Genomic DNA, 20845 nt, shown 5'->3' with positions numbered 1-20845 from the left:
ATTTATGTCTCAGTTAAAAGGAACTTTACGGGCAAGCATCTTAGGTAAGCTGAAACGGAATTTCAGCAAGGACTTATTCGAAGCAACAAAACGGGAACTGTATGATGCCGTGGCAAGCAGTATCATGGATAGCATTCAACCCAATATATCCGCAACACGGAATGCGCAAGAGCAGCCCGATGTGCGACAGATGTATTATTTTTCCGCCGAATTTCTGATGGGACGGGCGCTTTCGAATAATCTGAACAACACCGGTATGCGTGCCGTAATGGAAGAACTTTTAACGGAACTTTCCGCCACGTATCGGGACATCGAGGATGAAGAACCTGATGCAGGGCTTGGAAACGGAGGCCTTGGCCGACTCGCCGCCTGTTTTTTGGATTCGCTTGCTACGCTCGACTATCCCGGGCACGGCTACGGTATCCGCTATCAATACGGTATGTTTGAACAACGGATTGAAAACGGGTATCAGGTAGAGTACCCCGACAACTGGCGGCGCTACCGCGATCCATGGGAAATACGCCGTGACGATTTAGCAGTAACGGTGCGCTTTGGCGGAACCCCGATATGCACACAACAAGAAGACGGTACGCTCCTCTACCGCTTGGAAAACGCCGAAGAGGTCATCGCAACCCCTTATGATATGGCAATCATCGGCTACGGTACCAAAACCGTCAACCGCCTGCGCCTCTGGGAAGCGTCCTCTCCCGACGGCTTCGATCTCCAGCTCTTTAACAATATGGAATACACCGCTGCGGTTGCAAAGCAGAACTCCGCAGAAAATATTTCCCGCGTACTATACCCCAACGACACCGGTCCATCGGGAAAAGCGCTCCGTTTAAAGCAGCAGTATTTTTTCACTTCCGCAAGTTTACAGGATTTGGTGCGTTCGTTCATCCATAAGCACGGTACAAATTTCGCCGATTTTCCGCGCTATAACGTTATCCAGCTAAACGATACGCACCCCGTCGTGGCAATCCCCGAGCTGATGCGCCTTTTGATGGACGAACACCACCTCGGCTGGGATGCGGCATGGGCGATTGTTACTCAAACCTTTGCATACACAAACCATACGATTTTAGCGGAAGCTTTGGAAAAATGGCCGATCGAGATATTCCAAGGCTTACTGCCGCGCGTGTATCAAATTGTAGAAGAGATAAACCGCCGCTTCCTGCTGGAGCTGCGGGAAAAATATCCGAACGATTGGAAAAAACACAACAAGATGTCCATTATCGGCGAAGGGAAAATCCGTATGGCATGGCTCGCGATTGCCGGTTCGTTTTCGGTCAACGGTGTCGCGGCGCTGCACACCGAAATCCTTAAAACCAAAGAGCTGTCCGATTGGTATAATCTGTATCCGCAGAAATTTAACAATAAGACAAACGGCGTTACGCAGCGCCGCTGGCTTTTAACTGCGAACCCCGCGCTTTCGGCCTTTATTACGAAGCATATCGGCGACGGCTGGATTAAAGACCTTACCCAGCTGCGGCAGCTTGAAAAACTGGCGGATAATCAGGAAGCCTTACAGGAACTAATCGCAATAAAAAAACACAATAAAGAGCGGCTTGCGGAATTCCTCAAACGGACGCAGGGAGTTGTGATCGATCCCAACTCGATTTTTGACGTACAGATAAAACGGCTCCACGAATACAAACGCCAACTCTTAAACATCCTGCATGTGATGACACTCTATAACAGAATTATCGAAGACCCGACGTATGATCCTATTCCGCACACCTTTATCTTCGGTGCAAAAGCGGCGTCGGGCTATCGGCGGGCAAAGCTCATCATTAAGCTGATCAATACCGTTGCCGACCGCATCAACAACGATCACCGCGTACGGGGAAAATTAAAGGTGGTGTTTGCAGCAAACTATTGCGTCTCAACTGCCGAAAAGATTTTCCCCGCCTCGGATATTTCCGAGCAGATTTCCACCGCGGGTAAGGAAGCGTCGGGAACCGGCAATATGAAGTTTATGCTGAACGGAGCCATCACACTCGGAACACTGGACGGCGCTAACATCGAAATTGTGGAAGAAGTAGGCGCGGAAAACGCCGTCATTTTCGGCATCACAGCCGATGAGATTCACACGATTGAGCACGAGCACAGCTATAATCCGCAAGAATACCTGAACCGCAATCCCGCACTGGCGAGGGCATTGACCCAGCTTATCGACGGGACGTATACGCCGCCCTTTGACAACAGTTTTAGAGAATTGTATGATTCGCTGGTATATGGCGTGGAAGGTCAGCGGCCGGACGTCTATTACGTACTGGCGGACTTCGATGCTTATGCGGCGGCGCAGGAGCGGATTGTCGAATACTACCGCGACCCGATGAAATGGGCTAAAATGTGCCTTCTGAACATCGCCCGATCGGGTAAGTTCAGTTCAGACCGTACCATCGAAGACTATGTGCGGGATATCTGGAAGCTGGAAAAAGTCATTGTTCAGTAATTAAGAATTAAGAAAAATTACGAATTTTTAATTATTAATTATTTTATATCTTGGAGAAATAAATTATGGAAAGAACATTTGTAATGATGAAGCCCGGTGTAGTTCAGCGGCGGATTGCCGGAGAAGTGCTCAGCCGGTTTGAAAAAAAAAGGACTCAAACTGGTTGCCTTAAAACTGATGCGTATCAGTCCCGAACTTGCAAAAAAACACTATGCCGAACATGCCGATAAACCGTTTTTCGGTGAATTGGTGCAGTATATCACCTCCGGCCCCGTAGTTGCGATGGCTTTTGAAGGCGATGAGGCTGTTGCGATTGTGCGGAAACTCTGCGGAGCGACAAAGGTTTTGAATGCGGAGCCGGGAACCATCAGGGGCGATTATGCCTTGCATACCAATATCAATGTTGTCCATTCGTCAGACTCCGCCGAAAGCGCCGCACGGGAGCTTAGCCTGTTTTTTCAGCCGGAAGAATTTTTCAGCTGGGAAGACGGTAATAAGGACTGGTTCTAACGAAAACGGACATCCAGCCCGATCGCTTTAGCCGATTACCTTTGGATATATTTGGAATATCGTTAAAAAGATCGAAGTTTTTAGAACTTTCCTTTAAATATTTGATTAAGGATGAAAAATGCTTGAAAAAATTACCAATACGTTTAGCGGCATTGTCCGCAAGATAAGCGGCAAGGCAACTATTACCGAAAAAAATATTGAAGAAGCGGTAGAGGAAATAAAAATTGCGCTGCTTGAAGCGGATGTCAACCTCCGCGTGGTGCGCCGTTTTATCAATGCAACAATCGAAGAAGCAAAGGGAGAAACCGTATTAAAATCGGTTAATCCCGGTCAGCAGTTTATCAAGATTGTCCACGATAAAATCCTTTCGTTTTTAGGCGACGAAAAGAAAAGCCTGCAACTGAAAGGTCCCGACACGCAATCGGTTATCCTCTTTCTCGGTTTGCAGGGTTCCGGTAAAACGACATCCGCAGCGAAACTGGCGGCTCGTTTAAAGAAAGAAGGCCGTAAGCCGCTGCTCGTTGCCTGCGACCTCGTCCGTCCCGCCGCTGTGGAGCAGCTCTCCTCTTTAGGAGAGCGTATCGACGTCCCCGTATATAAAGAAGACACCAAGGATGCGGTACGGGTTGCGCAAAATGCGGTTACATTCGCACGGAAAAACGACTTTGATACCGTTATCGTCGATACGGCGGGACGGCTACAAATCGACGAAGCGATGATGCAGGAAATTGCCGCGGTAAAAAAGGCGGTTAATCCGGTAGAAACCCTCCTCGTCGCCGATGCAATGACAGGACAAAATGCCGCCGAGGTTGCTAAAGCCTTTGATGAACAGGCGGGTCTGACCGGTGTTATTTTAACCAAATTCGACTCCGATGCTCGCGGCGGTGCGGCATTATCGTTAAAAACCGTAACCGGCAAGCCTATCCTGTATGTCGGTGTCGGTGAAAAAATTGAAGATTTTGAACCGTTCTACCCCGACCGTATTGCCGGCAGAATTCTCGGTATGGGTGATATTGTTTCGCTCGTAGAAAAAGCGCAGGAAAACATCGATGCGGAAGAAGCAGCCCGCTTGCAGAAAAAAATGGCGTCGGAAACCTTCACCCTTTCCGATATGCTCGACCAGCTTGAAAATGTCGAAAAGATGGGTTCGATTGAATCTATGCTTGATATGATGCCGGGGCTTGCCGGTCAAATTTCCGCCGAGGATATCGATAAGGCGGGCTTTAAGCGGCAGAAGGCGATTATCCAGTCGATGACGCTTAAAGAGCGGGAAAATCACCATATCATCGGGCCGCCCCGCCGCAAGCGTATTGCGAAAGGTTCCGGCACCTCCGTCGCCGAAGTGAACAAACTGTTAAAGCAGTTTGAAAAGACCCGTCAAACAATGCGGAAGGTCGCAAAAAGCAAGGGGCTTCAAGCGCGGCTTATGGGACTGATGGGATAACGCTGTAGGGCAAATGCATCAGGTATTTTTTGGATATCCACGCAGAATAATATAGAATCCAAATAACAATGTGTGTTCTAAAAGGAGATTTCTATGAATACTATATTAAAAATCATTTTGATTCCGGCGGCTGTTTGTGCATTCTGCCTTACAGCTTGTACGACATTGCCGGCTAAGGCGTTGTATACGGAACCGACAGTTACCGGTGTTACGGTTAATACGGAAAATAACCATTTTGACGTGGTATACGCTATTAACTGCTGTGTAATGCCCAAAGCAAAAGACGATTTTATTAGTTTCAAAGTCGATACGATGCTGTATACCTATCGGCTCGATTTTTCCGTAAATACCGGAATGAAGGCTATACTCGACCGTTTTTTCAGCATAAGCACTCTTGCCGATTCCCAGCATAGACAGAACGGTCATCGGTACCTTGGTGAAACAACTCTTTATGCTTATGCATCATCTGCAGAGACAATAAGCAGACTTGTTGCTGAAGGGAAAATTGCAAACCATGTACGATTCAGTTTTTTGCTGAAAGATGGGAAAAAATATCTCTTGCTTGAAGGTTTTCAGGTACAAACGCTCGATGGAAAATTAGCAATCGACGACTATATCGACAGCATTCCATTCCATTATGACGATATAAAAAAGGCGTATGACTTTTTTAACGATACGGAGCAGCTTGAAGAAAACCGACAAAAGCAGTTGCAAATCGCCCTTGCAGCAAAGCAAGCTGAAAAAGAGAGAAAGGCAGCAAAAACGGAAAACGAAAACACTGATGTTATGATAAATTCTGAAGAAACTTCTGTCGAAGATCAATAAAAACAAGCCATTTTCTTTCTCGTGCTATATAAGACTATAACAAGGCTGAAAAAATCAGCCTTGTTATAGGAGATTATATGAAGCGTATAGCATTTTTACATCACGCAAAAAATATAGCGCGTAAATTTTATAGCAATCTTTTATTTCCGCAACCGTGCCGTCTCTGCGGAAACATAAGCGAAGCGGGATTACCGCTCTGTAATCATTGCATTCAAACCGAATTCATACCGTATATTGCCGCTACTGATGCGGAGAAGCAGTCACAAAAAGCTGAATCCCGCTGCAAACATTGTGGAAAGATCCTCATTTCCGAACATGAGTATTGTACCCGCTGTAGACCGTCCGATGACGAAAAGGTGGAAAAGCAAAAACCTGCCTGCGATCGTATTTTTACGCTTTTTCCCTATATCGGACTTGGGCAAAAATTACTACCTGTTTGGAAGAATAATAATATTCGCAGTTTTTCCACCGCATTTGCACCGCTTATCCACAGTTTTCTCACACAACATCCGAAACTTATGAGTATTCCACTCGTACCGGTACCGCCACGCCCCAAAAAATTGCGAGAAAAAGGCTGGGATCAAATTGAAGATCTTGTAAAGGATTTATCGGTTTATCCAAAACCAGCAATATACCGGTGTTTAAGACGGCAGGATAGCACTCCGCAAAAAAAACTGTCCAAGACAGAACGCGCAGTGAATTTGCAGGGAAAAATAAAACTTGCAGCAAAGACCGTTCCTAAGACGCTCATCTTGCTCGATGATGTAATGACCACCGGCGCGACGCTCGAAGCCTGTGCTCATATATTAAAAGCTGCCGGATGCAAAAACGTCTACGGACTTTGCCTTTTTTTCGACTAAAAGGAAAAAAAACCTCTAAAAACCAACAGTTTTTAGAGGTTCACAATTTTAGAGGCGTGTCTAGTAATTACACCGTTACTTCGGGAACGGGAGTTCTTTTTTCACTGCCGAGCGCCAACTCACCTGCCCGTTTGTTACCGGAAAAGAAGGTGATACAAGCGCCGGCAATGTAGATTGTCGAATATACACCGCTTATCATACCTACCAATAAGGCAAGCGCAAAGTCTTTCATACTGCCGGATGTAAAGATGTAAAGCGAAATAGCGGCAAGCATTGTGGTAACGGTTGTGATAATCGTTCTGCTTAATACTTCCGTTTGTGCAAGATCTAAAACATCAACTAATGCAAGTTTCGGATTCAGCCGGATATTTTCGCGGATACGGTCGAATACGACGACCGTGTCGTTTATTGAGTATCCGACAATTGTCAAAATTGCTGCAATGGTGGTGGAATTAAACTCCATCTGCGTCCACACGATGAAGGTAATCATAATCAAAACATCGTGAACCAGCGCAAGTACGGCGCCCAATGCAAATGTCCAACGGAAACGGATTAAAGCGTAAATGAAGATTAAGAATAATGCGCCAATTACCAGAAGTATCGCTTGGCGAGCAAGCGAACCGGAAAAGCGAGAGCCGACAAAATCGGTACTCAATACGGCAAAATTATCCGCTTCATAAGCTGCTACCAACGCAGTGTTTATCAATGCCCGCAGTTCGGCATTTGCATTGGTGTATGTGCCGTTATCAGGTAATCGAATTTGGAACACACGGTCGCGTGATTCGCCGACCTGCTGTACCGAAACCGAAGGGACGGATGCAAGTGCGTGGCGCACTTCATCTGCATCGATCGGCTGTATTTGATCAGGAATATAATGAACGCGGAATGGCTCCGTTGTAAGACGGGAAATCTCCGAAGTAATAAACACGCTTTGTAATGCGGTATCGGTCTTTGCAAGCACTTTTGCCTGTACACCATCAATTTGCTGCTGTACAGCTTCGATAAACTGTCCAACGGTGGGGTATTCGGCATACTTAAAGGACACAACCTTATTTTCAGCATCCACCGAAATAACGGTAATATCAATCCCTTGGGAATTTTGTGCTACCTGTATATTTTTCTCGCCGCTATACGTTAAAATGAATGCAGAAGGCGCGAACCGTACTTTCTCGATAAATCCTGCCTGAAAGTCAATACCGAAGTTAATTCCTTTAGTAAAAAGACCTACAATACCGGAAATAATAAGTGCGCAGCTTACGACAACCATAACACCGAAAAGCTTGCTGAATTTTATCGTTTTTTTCATACGAGTGACCTCCAAGTAATATGCAGCTTCTTCTGATGTAATGTTTCCGTGCCGAAATCAAAGATCAACCGTGAAACAAAAAGAGCTGTAAATACGGAAGAAACAACACCGATTGTCAAGCTGTAAGCAAATCCTTTGATCGGTCCGGTTCCCAGTATCGACAAGAACAGAGCTGCAATAAAGGTTGTGATATTGGAGTCCATAATCGCCCAGAATGCATGAGCAAAACCGGTTTGAATAGCAGCCTCCCTACTCTTATGCAATGCAAGTTCTTCTTTAATTCGCTCAAAGATAACAACGTTGGCATCAACCGCCATACCGATGGTCAAAATCATACCCGCGATACTCGGCAGCGTGAGCGTAAGGTTAAATGCGGAAAGTACGCTGAACACGATATAAAGGTTCAATATCTGTGCGACACAGGCATTAATGCCGGCAGCGCGATACCAAATCAGCATAAACGCCAAAACAGCAATTAGCCCCCATCGCAGCGCCATTAAACCTTGATTGATCGCTTGCTCACCCATGCTGGCGCCTATCACCTGCTGGTTTTCCAATTCAAGCGGTACATTAAGCCATGCAGTACGTAAAATTGTTTTAAGGTTTTCCGCCTCGTCTGCACTGAACCCGCTGATGGTTCCCGTACCGCCGGTAATCGGTTCCTTGATATTCGGCGCCGACTTTATTTTATCATCGGATACAATAGCCAGCCGTTTGCCTTGGTTTTCAGTCGTAACGGTTGCAAAGATTTCCGCACCTTCCTTATCGAGTTCGAATACAACCAACGGCTCATTGGTTTGGCTAGTCGTCGTGCTTACCCGCTGCAGGTGTCTGCCTTCAAGAGCAGCCTCTTTCTTAATAACAAGGAAGCCCTGCCGTTCATCCAAACCGTACGCATCCTTGCTATATACGCCGAGTACCTTGGTATCTGCAGGAATAATCGAAGGATTGATGAGATTATAATCCGCATCAAACGTATGCGTCGGGTTAGCATTATAATAGGAATAAAAAGCTTGAGTTGCATCGTCGTCTACGATATGGAATGCAAGCAAGCCGCGCCCCATGATAATCGAGTTGATCTTATCGGCATCGGCTGCACCGGGGATTTCAACATAGATACGGTCATCACCCTGTTGTCTGATAACGGGTTCGGTCAGACCGAATTTATCGATGCGGCTTGAAATGGTATCGATGGCTAAATTCATCGCCTCTTTTTTTGCCGAAGTAGTCGTATCGCCGCTATCGCCGGTTACCGCACTTAAATCGGCCTTAATGATGATGCTCATACCGCCGGAAAGGTCAAGTCCGAGCTTTACCGCATTTGCCTGTGCATTTTTGATACCGAGTATCTTATTTCGGTATGAATCTTCCATTACGGGACTCATTGCAGCCCGTGCTTTATCCTCAGAATTTTCAGGGAATGCCGCAAGCAATGCGCCTGCCGTCCACACGGAAGGCTGCTCTTTGCCGAGACTTTTTAAATTCTTCTTTGCAGCACTAATAAGCGGATCATATTTTGCCGGAACAGGATTGGAATCGCCTTGCTTCGCAGATGCGATTAATGCGTCGATATCCGTTTTTGTCATATTTATGACATAATCTTTAATTTTTTCTCTGGAGCCGAGAGCCAGCGCCTTATCGTCTTTATCTGTCCAAAAATACCATTTAAGGGTAGGATATAAAAATGCAAAGCAGAGGCCTAGTACAGCCAGCACAATCACGAATCGAGTTCGCTTTCTCATGTCTATCTCCTCATCTAACGGAAATAAACGTTCATACTGCGGTTATGCACAGCATGAACGCTTATCAGCCGATACGTTCCTATACGGTACGTTTTTACTCCGCTTCGCCGGAAAAATCGGGCGGCTGCGGTTTTTCGGAGCTGGAATCTTCAACTTTCTTTTCTTTCTTTTTAAAGAGAGTAGCAAACGGAGAAGTCTTTTCCGGCACATTTGCCAGACGGCTTGCTTTTGTCTTTTCATCCAAAATAACGCTCCCGATTGCGGAACGATTCATTTCAAGCTTACAATTATCGTCAACTTTCAGAATGATCGTCGTTTCTTTTACGGAAGACACAACACCGTGAATACCGCCGATTGTGATAATTTTGTCACCCTTTTGAACGGAGGCTATCATTTCTTGCGTTTTTTTCTGCTCCTTTTTTTGAGGGCCGATAATAAAAACGTAGAAAATTACAAAGATAAGACCGAGAGCGAGAAGCGGAATAAAACTACCCCCCGATGCGGCTTGCTGCAACAATGGAATCGCATTCATTATTTACATCCTTATTTATGATAAATATCCTTAAAATACTAGCACAAAAAAAATGCGTAGTCAATTCACAGGTTATTCTGACGGTTACTTTACCGACAGCAACTCAAGTTCAAATACCAAATAGCTGTCGGGAGGGATAACTCCGCCTGCACCGCGTGAACCGTATCCAAGTTCCGGCGGAATAACAATCGTTCGTTTTTCACCGACAGCCATTTGCATGGCTTGCTGGTCGAAGCCGGCAATGAGCTGCCCCGCTCCCGCAACAAATTTCAGCGGTTCATGCATATCGGAATCGTCGAACACCGTACCGTCCAGCAAAGATCCCTTATATTTCATAGTCAGGGTTTTACCTGCTTGAGCTTTAACTCCTTTACCTTCTTTTATAATGGTATAGAAGATACCGTTTTCATTCTTAACGGCATTGGGGAACTTTTGTTTTATCAAAGCCTCATTCTTTTCACGTCTTAAAGTGGTACGCTGTTTTGCCCGTTCTTCGGCTCCTGCAAGATAAGCGTTAAAATCTTTCTGGGTTGCGGTAAACTTTTGCGCCTCAGAGCCTTTGCGGATAATCGATATGGAATTCATACGGTCGCCCTGCACGATCTTGTTTACAACATCCTGTCCCTTTACAACACGGCCGAATACCGTATGCTTTCCGTCAAGCCACGGGGTCGGTACGTGGGTAATAAAAAACTGCGACCCGTTTGTTCCCGGTCCCGAATTTGCCATCGAAAGGATACCGGCGGTATTATGCTTGAGGTTGTCAACAAACTCATCAGGGAAGCGATAACCCGGCCCGCCGGTTCCTTTACCGTCGGGGTCGCCGCCCTGAATCATAAAATTCGCGATGACACGGTGGAAGGTTAAGCCGTCATAAAAAGGCTTTCCCTTTGCAGCGTCCAATGTTCCTTCTGCCAATCCGACAAAGTTACATACCGTCATGGGCGTTTCCTTATAGAACAATTCCAAAACGATATCGCCCTTATTCGTATCGATAACGGCATAGACGCCGTCCTTTTGTAATTCTGCACTTATTGCGTTCATTTTTCTTCCTTTTTCAGAATCTCCCGTTAAAATAATCGCAGCAGCAGCTGCTGTCGCAATAATCAAAAAAGTAATCGGTAAAACCAATACCGCAATTTTATTCACCCGCATAGTTCCTCCATCAAGATGCTGCGCTATTCTCATATTGTGCAATGAACCATCCGTACACAGCTTCTCCCCGTGTTCTAAACGAATTTTGCACTCGCTCCCGAAAAACGGAAGGGGCGGTAAAATCGGCGCGTGTCAACATGTGTATCAGCAGATATTCTCCAAGATCGGTTACGGCAATCGACGCCTCTAAATTTTCAGGTTCAATCGCTTTAAATATCGAATACTTTAATACACCGATATTTGTAGAAATGAACCCTGCAGAATCGAAATCTGAGCAAAACCGATAACGATAAATATTTTTATCGAAGGTTAAATCCTTTTGCACCACATAGACCGAAAAATCCGTGGAAGGATTGTCAACAGGATCGGCAACTCTCCCTTCCGTTTTAGGATCGTCGATAATATACGATGCTTCGTAGAGCGTCCGCATCTTTTTTCGACTGCTCGAATAATATTGCAGTCCTTCCAATTTTGAAACGGAACGCAGAATACAGGATATTTTCTCTACATCTTTTATGCTGCCTTGCGTCTTTTTATGCAAATACAACGCCTCTATTAAAAAAGTGGGATTACCCTTATCCCAATTTTCTGCAAATGTCTGGGGCACAGCAAAAAGCGGCACGAGCCGCGGCACAGCGTTTTCTTTATTATACACTGAGCGGAAAAGATGTCCTTGCTTAAGCAATTCTATCCGCTGCTCAGCGGATAAAAATGAATCCAGCGCCGAAATCACCGAATCCGGTACATTACCGATATCCTGCGCAAAAAGAGAACAGCCTGCCAAAAGAGCAAGAAGAACAAGACACCGCCTCATTCACTAAAGCCCTTTATACAATACACGCACTTGCTTGTATAAACCTTCCCCTTCGCTCTTTGTATCGACATCCCGAATATCGGTAAGCGTACTGTGAATAAGTCTGCGTTCATAGGGATTCATCGGTTCAAGCAACACTGAAGCCTTCGTTGTTACAACTTGATCGGCGGTGGTATAGGCAAGCCGTACCAACGATTCTTCACGGCGAAGCCGATAATTTTCACAATCAAGCATGATCCGCTCAGAGATGCCGATTTTGCCGGCATACACATTGGCGATCAGTTGGAGCGCATCCAGATTTTTTCCCTTCTTTCCGATTAAAATAGCGGAATCTTCGGATGAAAGCCGTATAAGCAGCTTATGTTCTTCGTGTGAAAGGATTTCGATATTTGCGGTATATCCCATTGCCTGAATAAGCTCGCCGATAAATTTCACCAGCTCAGCTTTTTTATCCGTAGCGACCTCGTGTGAAGGCGCCGGTTGATGGGGAGTATCAACAATAGGCTTCCCCGCAGCGGCTTTATCGTCAATATGCACGCGAATTTTGGCATAGCCTTTCTTAAAAAGCGAGTTTTTTTGAATTTCGACGATTTCCACATCGAACTGATCCGCCTCTACGCCAAGCTCGGCGATTGCTTTATCTATAGCATCACGTTCGGTTTTTCCTTCGAATTCATAGATCATTTCCGACCCTCCTTTTTCTTCATCATTGCCTTAATGATGAGCTGTTGAACGAGCATCAAGAAGTTCGTGCTTGTCCAATAGAGCAGCAATCCTGACGGCGCATTATAGAACATAAAGAAGAAGAATAACGGCATACCGTAGAGCATAACTTTCATTGTGCTATTTTGCTGCTGATCGCTTGTGGGAGTTTGCGTTATCTTTCCAAACACCATCTGCGAAATCACATAGACAATCGGCAAAATACGCAGCTCCGTCCATCCGAGGAAGGGAATGGGATTGGGAAACTGCAAAACACTATCACCGACAGACAAATCCGGTATCCAATGAGGAATAAACATTGCACCGCGGAATTCAAAATAGTTATTAAACAGCCGGTACATTGCAAACAAGATCGGCAATTGGATCAATAAAGGCAGACAACCCGAAAGAGGGTTATAACCGGCTTCTTTGTAAAGCTTAGCCATCTCCTCGTTCAGCTTTTGCGGTTTTCCTTTATATTTCGCCTGTAATTCCTGAATCTTAGGCTGCATTTTTTGCATTTGCTGCGTTGATTCCGAGCTTTTCTTGGTAAGCGGGAAAAAGATAACCTTTATCAAAATTGTTACAAGGATAATCGAAACACCCCAGTTCGGAATAAGTTTATAGAAGAATTGCAACAGCCATTTAAGCAATACCTCAAGCGGACGCCAAATCCCGCTGGAAACGGCGACCGTATCAATCCGCAGATTATCATAGTTGTAGTTATTTTTTGATGGAATATTGTAAGTACTTAAAATATTTTCGGAACAAGGGCCGAGGTAGATACGGTATACGTCGGTTGCCTTATTGCCGGTAATCACAGGCCGCGAAAAAAACAGCTGGCCGTCTTGTACCGTATCCGCATTAGGCTGTGCAGCGGAATACAATATCTGCTGTGCGGGAATCGAAGGAATAACGATAAGGCTGAAATACTTGCCTGAAATTCCCGCCCACGGAACGGAATCCGTAATCACTTTGGTCTGGTTGGCTTTTAATGCAGTGTCTTTTTTCTTTCCGTTTATGTAAGAAAAAAAGCGCCGGTATTCGTAACGGTCTGCTTTTGCATCCCAGTCGGGACCGATTTGAGGCATTGTCCTCAGCGTATACCCTGCATTATCAAAATTCAGCCCTTTCATATCGGCATCGCCGCTTATTGTAACGGCAAGTTCAAACATATAGTCATCAGGCAGAAAGGTATATCTTTTAGCAAGCGTAAATGAAGATACGGAACCGTCTTGGTTCTTTATCGAAATTGTCTTAAAAAAGCCGACAATCTGCTTTCCATTTACCGTTTCTTCTTTGACATTAAAGAATTGATTTAAAGCGGAAGCCTGAGCACCGCCCAGCGCAATCGAGAATGCTCTATTCCGATCGGTTAGGTTTTTTACCAATTCCACATAAGAATCGCCTTTGGAACTGCTGTGCTCCAACAGCTTATACGAAATGATATCGCCACCTCGGTTTGTAAGCGTGATTTCCGCAATATCGGTTTTAACGGTAACAGTCTGCTCACCGATAACGGTTTCGTCAGGAGTTTCCAGCACTCCGAAATCGGCGGGAGCGGTCTCCGCTACAAAGGTATTTTGCGGAACTTCTGCCTGCTGCTCCGTTGTAGAAGCGGTGGTAGACGGCTGTTGCTGTACGGGTGCAGGAGGAAAAAATTTGTATTGCACAAACATCGCAGCTGCAATGACAAGACCGGAAAGGACCATTGCAATAACGGTATTTTTATTCATAAACGAATCTCCTAGGGAACGGGATCATACCCTCCCTTATGAAAAGGATGACATCTAAGGATTCGTCTTACCGCTAAATACCCTCCCTTAACAGGCCCGTATTTGGTCAGGCTTTCAAGGGCGTAATGAGAACAGGTGGGATAATATCTACAACAAGGCGGAAACAAGGGAGAAATACACTTTTGGTATGCCTTTACCCCCGCACATAATAAAGACGTAAAAATACGCTCAATCGTTTTCAGATAATTGTGTTTCATATTATTGAGATCGAATAGAGAACATATCCGCTTTTTTAAACAAACAGTCCAGCTGAGCCATACGTAGAGAAAAAGTATCGTGCCCCGGAAATATAAGCAAAAGAATATCCTTCCCTATTACAAGCTGGGATTTCATTTGCCGGTATACCTCTTTAGATAAACGGCGCGCTTTATTTCTTTGTACAGCAGAACCGTAATGTCGCTTAAATGTACAAACAAAACGATTATATGGTAATTTATTCGGTAAAACGAACAACTTCGCGCCGTCGCAGCTATAGCGGTGTCCTATTTTAAACATTTCCCGTATCCGCACGGCGCCGCAAAGGCGCTCTTCTTTAGGTAAACAAGAGCGCTCCATGTGTTAAAACTCTTAGTAACTCTTTTTTTCGTCGGATACGGAAAGCTTATAGCGTCCTTTTGCACGGCGGCTTTTTAAAACAGCGCGCCCTCCGCGTGTTGCCATACGCGCACGAAATCCATGACGGCGCAAACGTTTCGTTCTACTCGGTTGAAATGTCCGTTTCATAAAACTAGACTCCTTCTATATATAGTTATCAGGCGCATTATCCGCCTAAAAGATATCGGGATAGCGAGGAAAGCCAAATTTCCTTAAAATGCAACGACCGAACAAAATATCAATTTTGGAGATTGTTGCATTGATGCGCGAAACGCGCATACGTCAATAAGCGACGTTCGCGAAAGCGAACTCGCCGTGTTTTTCAGCCGCGCTATCTTTAGCGGCTGAAAATAAACCTTCCTCAATATACTAGACAGACGACTATACTATAGCACTATAAAAAAGTCAATCTATCGCTTCGGGGTAAAACGCATCAGATCCTTTAATACACGCCCGCAGAATAAAGAGGCTGTTCAACCAGAGTTGAACCACTTCGCGGTTCAAATGGTCTCACAGCCTCTTTATTCTGTGGTATTTGATTTATTTCTCTGATGCGTTTTCCCCCTTTTACTGAAAAAAGGGCTCAATAAACAACCCCGACGCAAGCGTCGGGGTATTAAACCATCGCACGAATAAAAAAATGCGCGAAATTTTATTTAAAACTTCGCGCATTGAGAATCCAAAAAAAGGCATCCTTAAATAAGGATGCCTTTTCAAACCTAGCAGGGGTAGGACTTGAACCTACGACTTCCGGGTTATGAGCCCGACGAGCTGCCAACTGCTCTACCCTGCGATGTACGGCGCCTAAGATAAACCACAATCGGAAAAATGTCAAGCGTATCAAAACAAATTATTTACACCGGTACGCGCCGTGCAATGCCGAGGATGGTTAAATCATCGTATTGAATATCTTCCTTTATTTGTTGGTAGTAAACATATTCATCGTAAATAGGATGAGGCGCCTTGTCGCAACAGTAAATATCATATTGCAAGAAGCACTTACTCAAGAATGCATCAATTTTTTTATCCACTTGGACACAATCAAAGGATTGCGCGGAGCTGTCTTTATACATTCTAAAGACTTTTTCAACGGAAATAAGTGCCAAAACAGCATCTTCAATCGTTCCATTACACGAAGAAAAATCAAAATCCATCTGTTCGTAGATAAAATCACTCTGCCGTTTTTTGAGCGTAAATTTTTTTCGGGCAAAAACAGCCTCAATAATCGCTTCAACCCTATCTTTTCCCAATGTTTCGCTGTCGGTACCCAGCAGATGACTACTATCGCCATTATCCTCCAACAGTATAGGATCGGAACCATCCTTCGACTTCAAAATCGGCACACGAAGCTTTCGTTTCGATTCTTCAATACCGTCAGTATAAAGGAACAGTATATCTCCACAATTCAAGTGTATTTTTTCAACAGGGTATCCGCCATTAAGATTTATCATCTCTGAAGAAAAGGCTCCGGCTGCTGAGCCTGAACGCAATGTATAGCTTTTCAAACGCCGTGTCTGCTTATCGTAGATATGAACAATATTATCGCCGGCATTACAAAAATACGCATCGCCGACACGCATATTGATAATACAAAGGCTGAATGCAGCAAAACGTCCCACAAATCCGTGCGATTCGATAACGTCATTAATCCGCATAACGATATTGCTGAGGTTATAGCCATCGCGTTTATAGTTCCAATTTTGAAAATAATTTTGAAACAAAGTCGCAACTTCTACCATAATAAGGGCAGCAGGAACCCCCTTCCCTGCAACATCGCACTTTATAACAGCATAGTGGAAAGCATCCAATTTCCGATAATCAAAATAATCACCCGAAACACCGTGCGCACCTTCATAGTACCCGAAAAACTCGGAATAGAGGTCGCGATGGCTACCCGTTGTCAGCTTTCTGCCGGAGGAACTGAGATCCAGCGGGATAAACATCTTTTGTATTTCTTTCCCAACCTTTAAATCTTTAGAAATAGCAGCAGCGGCGGCCAATCTTTCAGTCATATCGTTAATCGTTGTTCCCAGCATTCCAAATTCGTCTCGTGAAGTAACTTGAACTGACTTACCGGCCAATTTCTCTTTATCTTCGGTATCGCGAATTAATGCAACATGCGCTGCCAATAGACCGAGCGGACGTACAAATAATGAGCTAAGGATCCATGCGGTAAAGATACCTGCAATCAACACAACCAATGAGATTTTGACAATAAGGCGAATCAATCGGTTTTGCTGTTCGTTTATTTTTTTCAATAGATTTTCTACCGAAACATCAACAAATACGATACCCTGCACGCTCTCTTGCGGATTTGCAGGATTATAATAGATAATAGGTTCGTAAAATAAATACTCGGTTCGTTTTTTTGAAAGATTCTGCATTGAATAGTCAGGATATGAACCAAAACCTTGATCGGCCAGCGCCGAAAGATTAGCTTGCAGCTTTGCTTCCAGATGTCTGATATTTGCCTGAATTTCAGTTTGGCGTTTAAGCATATATGGATCACGATGTATATTCAGTTCATCCATCTCATTCGTGAGTAGTTGAAGCGAGTCGATGTACTGCTGAACGATTATTGAGGCCTCGTTATTGATATGCGTCAGCTTTTGTAAGATTTCTTCGATTCCTTCAGGATAAAACTGAGATTCTCCGGGAATATACCGATGAGTATTAATCATTTTAGTGATATCCTGATAGTCGGTCGCGAGGACATAATGAAGCCCTGTCCGCCCGGGAAGATTGCTCCTGCCTGTAACAACGACATATTTTGCTTCGGGAAAAGTAACGCGATTCAATAACAAAAGATCAAAATCTTCCTGATTGGGATCCGAAAAATGAGTTTGAACCCGTAATTCAAGGTTATCGAGCAATATTTTTGTTTGCAACAAGAGACTGTTCGAAAGTAAATCTTTATATGGGCGAATAATGGTAATGGCAAGAGATGTGGCAACACTTGAAATAACGACAAGCAAAATAATAACAATAATAACTACGAACTTTATACGGACACTACTCCATAAATGTACTGTCGGTTTATATTTTTTTGTGTTGTCAACTGCCTCTTTGCTTGCGTCCATGCTCACTCCCGGTAAAATGCTTGATTTTGAATAAAGAATATTATATCGTAAATATCCCACAAAAAAAAGAGGGTATTCATAAAAAAATAAGTAAAATTTTAACAAAAAAACTTTTAGTATTTCTAGAGGGAACCTCTAAAAACCTCAGTTTTTTAGAGGTTTTCCTTAGATTTACTTGCGATGTTTTGCTTTAAGTCATTACAATATAAAGACTTAAAGTAAAACTCGTCGGGCATCTCTAAAAATTTATTGTGAAATATAACTGCCCGCAAAATCCATTACGGTAACGGCGCCATACGGTGCATTTCCGGTCTCGTTAAAGCCGATACCAACCTTCTTAAACTCCTGTTTTAGGATGTTGATTCGGTGTCCCCTACTCGGAACTCCGTCATCGATCAAAAGCTGAACAACGATTTCCCGTGCCGTAACGCTGCCGTAAGCGCAGTTTTCGCCGCAAAGCACACCCCATGTACCATAGCGGTTGATGCGGGTAGCAAGGTCGGAACCATCGCTCCCCGTATGCCCCATCTCTCCGGTACGCGCCTGATCATCCGCAAGCCATTGTGCCGAACGGCACAGCCCCGTTTCCAAGGTTAAAGGTTCCACAGCAGCCGTAGTCTTTAGTACCCGGATACATTCCTGTAATGGTGCAATACCTTCTTGGGTCAAAAGCCGGACTTTTCCCGGTTCGGCATACATGTTCCCATCAAAGTATTTAAGCCGCGGTTCCAATACTTCCGCCGCATACTGCTTAGGATTTGTCCGTACGAAATTCAGCTCTTTTACGATTTCTTCTGCAAGTGTTCTCGTCTCGCTTGACGGCATATCCGGCACCATCATATTATTGCCGGTAGTACAAGAAAACAAAAAGAGCACAAACGTCATCAGTAAAACAAACAGTTTCTTTTCCATAATATCACAGTGTATTCAATTTGCAGTAAATAAGCAAGATTTCCATAGACCCCCGTTATTATATAAGTTATAATTGCCCCCTATGAAACGGCTGTTGATTGTTTTATTGTTTGTTACTGCGATGTCGGTTCATGCGCAGGATTTCCTTCTGGCAGGTACGCAAGACGGATTATATAGACTTACCTCGGTGTCCACACAAAAGATTTGGGATACGGCTGCGGTGCGTAAAATTATCAGAAGCGGGAATACATGGTTTTTCCTCACCGATAACGGCATTGCACGCTCAAATGATTTAATACGGTTTGACTATATCAACAATGGCCTTCCGATAAAAGTGATAAAAAAGATACCCGATGGGGAAAAATCCTTTATTAAAAAGCCTCAGATGTTAAAAGATTTGGAAGCGCATCCGTCCCGCCCCGATACCCTTATTACCGCAACAAACAGCGCCGTATTTTTAAGCGAAGACGGCGGACGGCATTGGTGCAATCTCGGCTGCCATACTCAGGTCAACGGATTAAAAGCTGTCTGCGTGCTCGATTTGCCGGATGCGCAGGGAAATCCGCAGCTAACCGTCCTTGCCTCCCACTCCATCTACGGCGTGGCATGGAAACAGCCGTCCGTTTCCGACAAATGGCAACCTTTGAGCGAGGGACTTATCCCCGGACCGGAAAGCGATGAAGAAATTTCAGATATTGTTGTGTATACCCATCAGCAAAAACAGGAGGTGTATGCTGCGCAAACATTTACCGGCAAACTGTACCAGCTCGATTGGACGGCAAAACGCTTCTATGCTGTCGCGGAGTGGACGGACAGCATTACAGCTGCACGCTGCATCGACGGACTCAGCCCTGCTGCGGTATCCATCATCGGCTGTAAAAACGGCGGCTTGTTTGAAATACCGCTGATGCTGCCAGCACCCGCTCCCAACCGACTAAAAGGAATAGAATTCAGCCTGAAACGTATTGCCTCACAGCCTCTTTCGGCGTGGATACCGCAACGGATGACGCGGCTCGGCAAAGCAGTCAGTCTTTCGGAATTGTGGCTGTTCGACGAAGGAGAAAAAACACGGAAAACGGAATATCTCCGCCGCGCTACGGGACGGAAAGGAGTGTATCTACCGGCGTATCAGGCAAGGACGGCTGCCGGTTTGCAGCGTTACTTTGACCTGCTTGAACAAAATAAGCTCGACACGCTCGTTATCGATATGAAAGATGATTTCGGTTTTGTCCGCTACGATTCGCAGGATGAAGAAATACAGGCAGTGGGAGCGGTGCGCCCCTTTATTCAGCTTGAAGATTTTACCGCAAAAGCGAAAGAACGTAACGTCTACCTCGTTGCCCGCATCGTCGTGTTCAAAGATAAGCAGCTGTATCGATACCGAAAAAATGTATATGCGGTAAAGGATAAAAACGGTAACCCGTGGCAGGGTTATAAAACCGTTGACGAAACGGCAGAGCCGATTGAAGAATATTGGGTAGACCCCTACAACGAAAATGTGTGGAAGTACAATACGGCTATTGCGGAAGAGCTGATCCGGAGAGGTTTTGATGAAGTTCAGTTCGACTATATCCGCTTCCCTACCGATGGAGAGAATCTCTATGCGGCGCGATACCCTGCGCAAGAACAGGGTATGGATAAGGAAAGTGCAATCATGTCCTTTCTTGCCTATGCCCGGGAAAAAATTCACGCGCCGATTTCAATCGATATTTACGGGGCGAACGGATGGTACCGCACCGGAGCGCGCACGGGGCAGGAGGTGGAAGTACTTGCCGACTACGTTGATGTGATATGCCCGATGTTTTATCCCAGCCATTTCCGGCAAAGCTTTCTTGCGCAAAAACCCGCTGAGGAACGCCCGTACCGTATTTATCAGCAAGGCTCCTACCGGAACAAGATTATTGCGCACAATAAAGTGATTATCCGACCGTGGACACAGGCGTTTTACATTCCCGTATCCTACGACAAAAAGTATTATAATGAAGATTATGTGCAGCGGCAGATTATCGGCATCAAGGATTCCATTGATGAAGGCTATGCCTATTGGAATAATTCCGGCCGATACGCCGACATCCGCCCCGACGGTCTCCCGCTACCGAAATAAAGTTTCCGCGGGGT

Annotated in this window: 17 protein-coding genes, 1 tRNA gene and 1 pseudogene; 6 read left to right on the top strand and 13 right to left on the bottom strand. The window is 45.0% G+C overall.

Going from position 1 to position 20845, the window contains the following annotated elements:
- Positions 1-4: 4 nt before the first annotated feature.
- The 5 genes and pseudogenes from GWP40_RS02540 (at position 5) to GWP40_RS02520 (ending at position 6094) form a co-directional block, all read left to right on the top strand.
- The gene (locus tag GWP40_RS02540) at positions 5-2455 is read left to right on the top strand and encodes a glycogen/starch/alpha-glucan phosphorylase (protein WP_212565918.1); all 2451 of its coding nucleotides are present in this window, start codon (positions 5-7) and stop codon (positions 2453-2455) included.
- A 65-nt stretch (positions 2456-2520) separates the two neighbouring features.
- Positions 2521-2965, top strand: a pseudogene (gene ndk / locus GWP40_RS02535) (nucleoside-diphosphate kinase).
- 118 nt (positions 2966-3083) lie between these two features.
- Positions 3084-4409, top strand: a complete 1326-nt coding sequence (gene ffh / locus GWP40_RS02530) for a signal recognition particle protein (RefSeq protein WP_212565917.1) — start codon at positions 3084-3086, stop codon at positions 4407-4409.
- Positions 4410-4502: 93 nt separating this feature from the next.
- Positions 4503-5234, top strand: coding sequence for a hypothetical protein (locus tag GWP40_RS02525; protein WP_212565916.1), 732 nt, complete (start codon positions 4503-4505; stop codon positions 5232-5234).
- 77 nt (positions 5235-5311) lie between these two features.
- Entirely contained in the window at positions 5312-6094 is a 783-nt protein-coding gene (locus tag GWP40_RS02520) for a ComFC family protein (RefSeq protein WP_212565915.1), read from the top strand.
- Between the two features lie 67 nt (positions 6095-6161).
- On the opposite strand, the gene secF is transcribed toward GWP40_RS02520, so the two are convergent.
- The 13 genes from secF to GWP40_RS02455 form a co-directional block, all read right to left on the bottom strand.
- Positions 6162-7400 (bottom strand): protein translocase subunit SecF, encoded by a 1239-nt coding sequence (gene secF / locus GWP40_RS02515; RefSeq protein WP_212565914.1) that lies wholly within the window; start codon positions 7398-7400, stop codon positions 6162-6164.
- Positions 7397-9142, bottom strand: a complete 1746-nt coding sequence (gene secD / locus GWP40_RS02510; protein WP_212565913.1) for a protein translocase subunit SecD — start codon at positions 9140-9142, stop codon at positions 7397-7399. The genes secF and secD overlap by 4 nt, the downstream gene beginning before the upstream one ends.
- A gap of 94 nt (positions 9143-9236) precedes the next feature.
- Positions 9237-9674 carry a preprotein translocase subunit YajC gene (gene yajC, locus GWP40_RS02505; protein WP_212565912.1) on the bottom strand — a complete coding sequence of 146 codons (438 nt, stop codon included), beginning with the start codon at positions 9672-9674 and terminating at the stop codon, positions 9237-9239.
- Positions 9675-9758: 84 nt separating this feature from the next.
- Positions 9759-10829, bottom strand: coding sequence for a peptidylprolyl isomerase (locus GWP40_RS02500; RefSeq protein ID WP_212565911.1), 1071 nt, complete (start codon positions 10827-10829; stop codon positions 9759-9761).
- A 10-nt stretch (positions 10830-10839) separates the two neighbouring features.
- Complete coding sequence (locus tag GWP40_RS02495) at positions 10840-11643, bottom strand: DUF6675 family protein (protein ID WP_212565910.1); 804 nt, start codon at positions 11641-11643, stop codon at positions 10840-10842.
- Between the two features lie 3 nt (positions 11644-11646).
- Positions 11647-12327 carry an RNA-binding cell elongation regulator Jag/EloR gene (jag, locus tag GWP40_RS02490; RefSeq protein WP_212565909.1) on the bottom strand — a complete coding sequence of 227 codons (681 nt, stop codon included), beginning with the start codon at positions 12325-12327 and terminating at the stop codon, positions 11647-11649.
- The gene (gene yidC / locus GWP40_RS02485; protein ID WP_212565908.1) at positions 12324-14081 is read right to left on the bottom strand and encodes a membrane protein insertase YidC; all 1758 of its coding nucleotides are present in this window, start codon (positions 14079-14081) and stop codon (positions 12324-12326) included. Before yidC ends, jag begins: the two co-directional genes overlap by 4 nt.
- Before the next feature lie 11 nt (positions 14082-14092).
- Complete coding sequence (gene yidD, locus GWP40_RS02480; protein ID WP_371922018.1) at positions 14093-14338, bottom strand: membrane protein insertion efficiency factor YidD; 246 nt, start codon at positions 14336-14338, stop codon at positions 14093-14095.
- A gap of 1 nt (position 14339) precedes the next feature.
- On the bottom strand, positions 14340-14696 hold the full coding sequence (locus tag GWP40_RS02475) for a ribonuclease P protein component (RefSeq protein WP_212565907.1): 357 nt from the start codon (positions 14694-14696) through the stop codon (positions 14340-14342).
- A 12-nt stretch (positions 14697-14708) separates the two neighbouring features.
- Positions 14709-14864, bottom strand: coding sequence for a 50S ribosomal protein L34 (gene rpmH / locus GWP40_RS02470; protein WP_006188846.1), 156 nt, complete (start codon positions 14862-14864; stop codon positions 14709-14711).
- 591 nt (positions 14865-15455) lie between these two features.
- Positions 15456-15528: transfer RNA gene (locus GWP40_RS02465), tRNA-Met, on the bottom strand.
- A gap of 61 nt (positions 15529-15589) precedes the next feature.
- Positions 15590-17815 carry a SpoIIE family protein phosphatase gene (locus tag GWP40_RS02460; protein ID WP_212565906.1) on the bottom strand — a complete coding sequence of 742 codons (2226 nt, stop codon included), beginning with the start codon at positions 17813-17815 and terminating at the stop codon, positions 15590-15592.
- Positions 17816-18061: 246 nt separating this feature from the next.
- The gene (locus GWP40_RS02455) at positions 18062-18727 is read right to left on the bottom strand and encodes a CAP domain-containing protein (protein ID WP_212565905.1); all 666 of its coding nucleotides are present in this window, start codon (positions 18725-18727) and stop codon (positions 18062-18064) included.
- An 82-nt stretch (positions 18728-18809) separates the two neighbouring features.
- On the opposite strand from GWP40_RS02455, the gene GWP40_RS02450 reads away from it, so the two are divergent.
- The gene (locus GWP40_RS02450) at positions 18810-20831 is read left to right on the top strand and encodes a putative glycoside hydrolase (RefSeq protein WP_212565904.1); all 2022 of its coding nucleotides are present in this window, start codon (positions 18810-18812) and stop codon (positions 20829-20831) included.
- Positions 20832-20845: the final 14 nt, after the last annotated feature.

The sequence above is a fragment of the Treponema vincentii genome, from assembly GCF_018336815.1.
Classification (GTDB): Bacteria; Spirochaetota; Spirochaetia; order Treponematales; family Treponemataceae; genus Treponema.
Note: the sequence above shows the minus strand (reverse complement) of the source record. Positions and strands in the feature narration are given on the sequence as shown.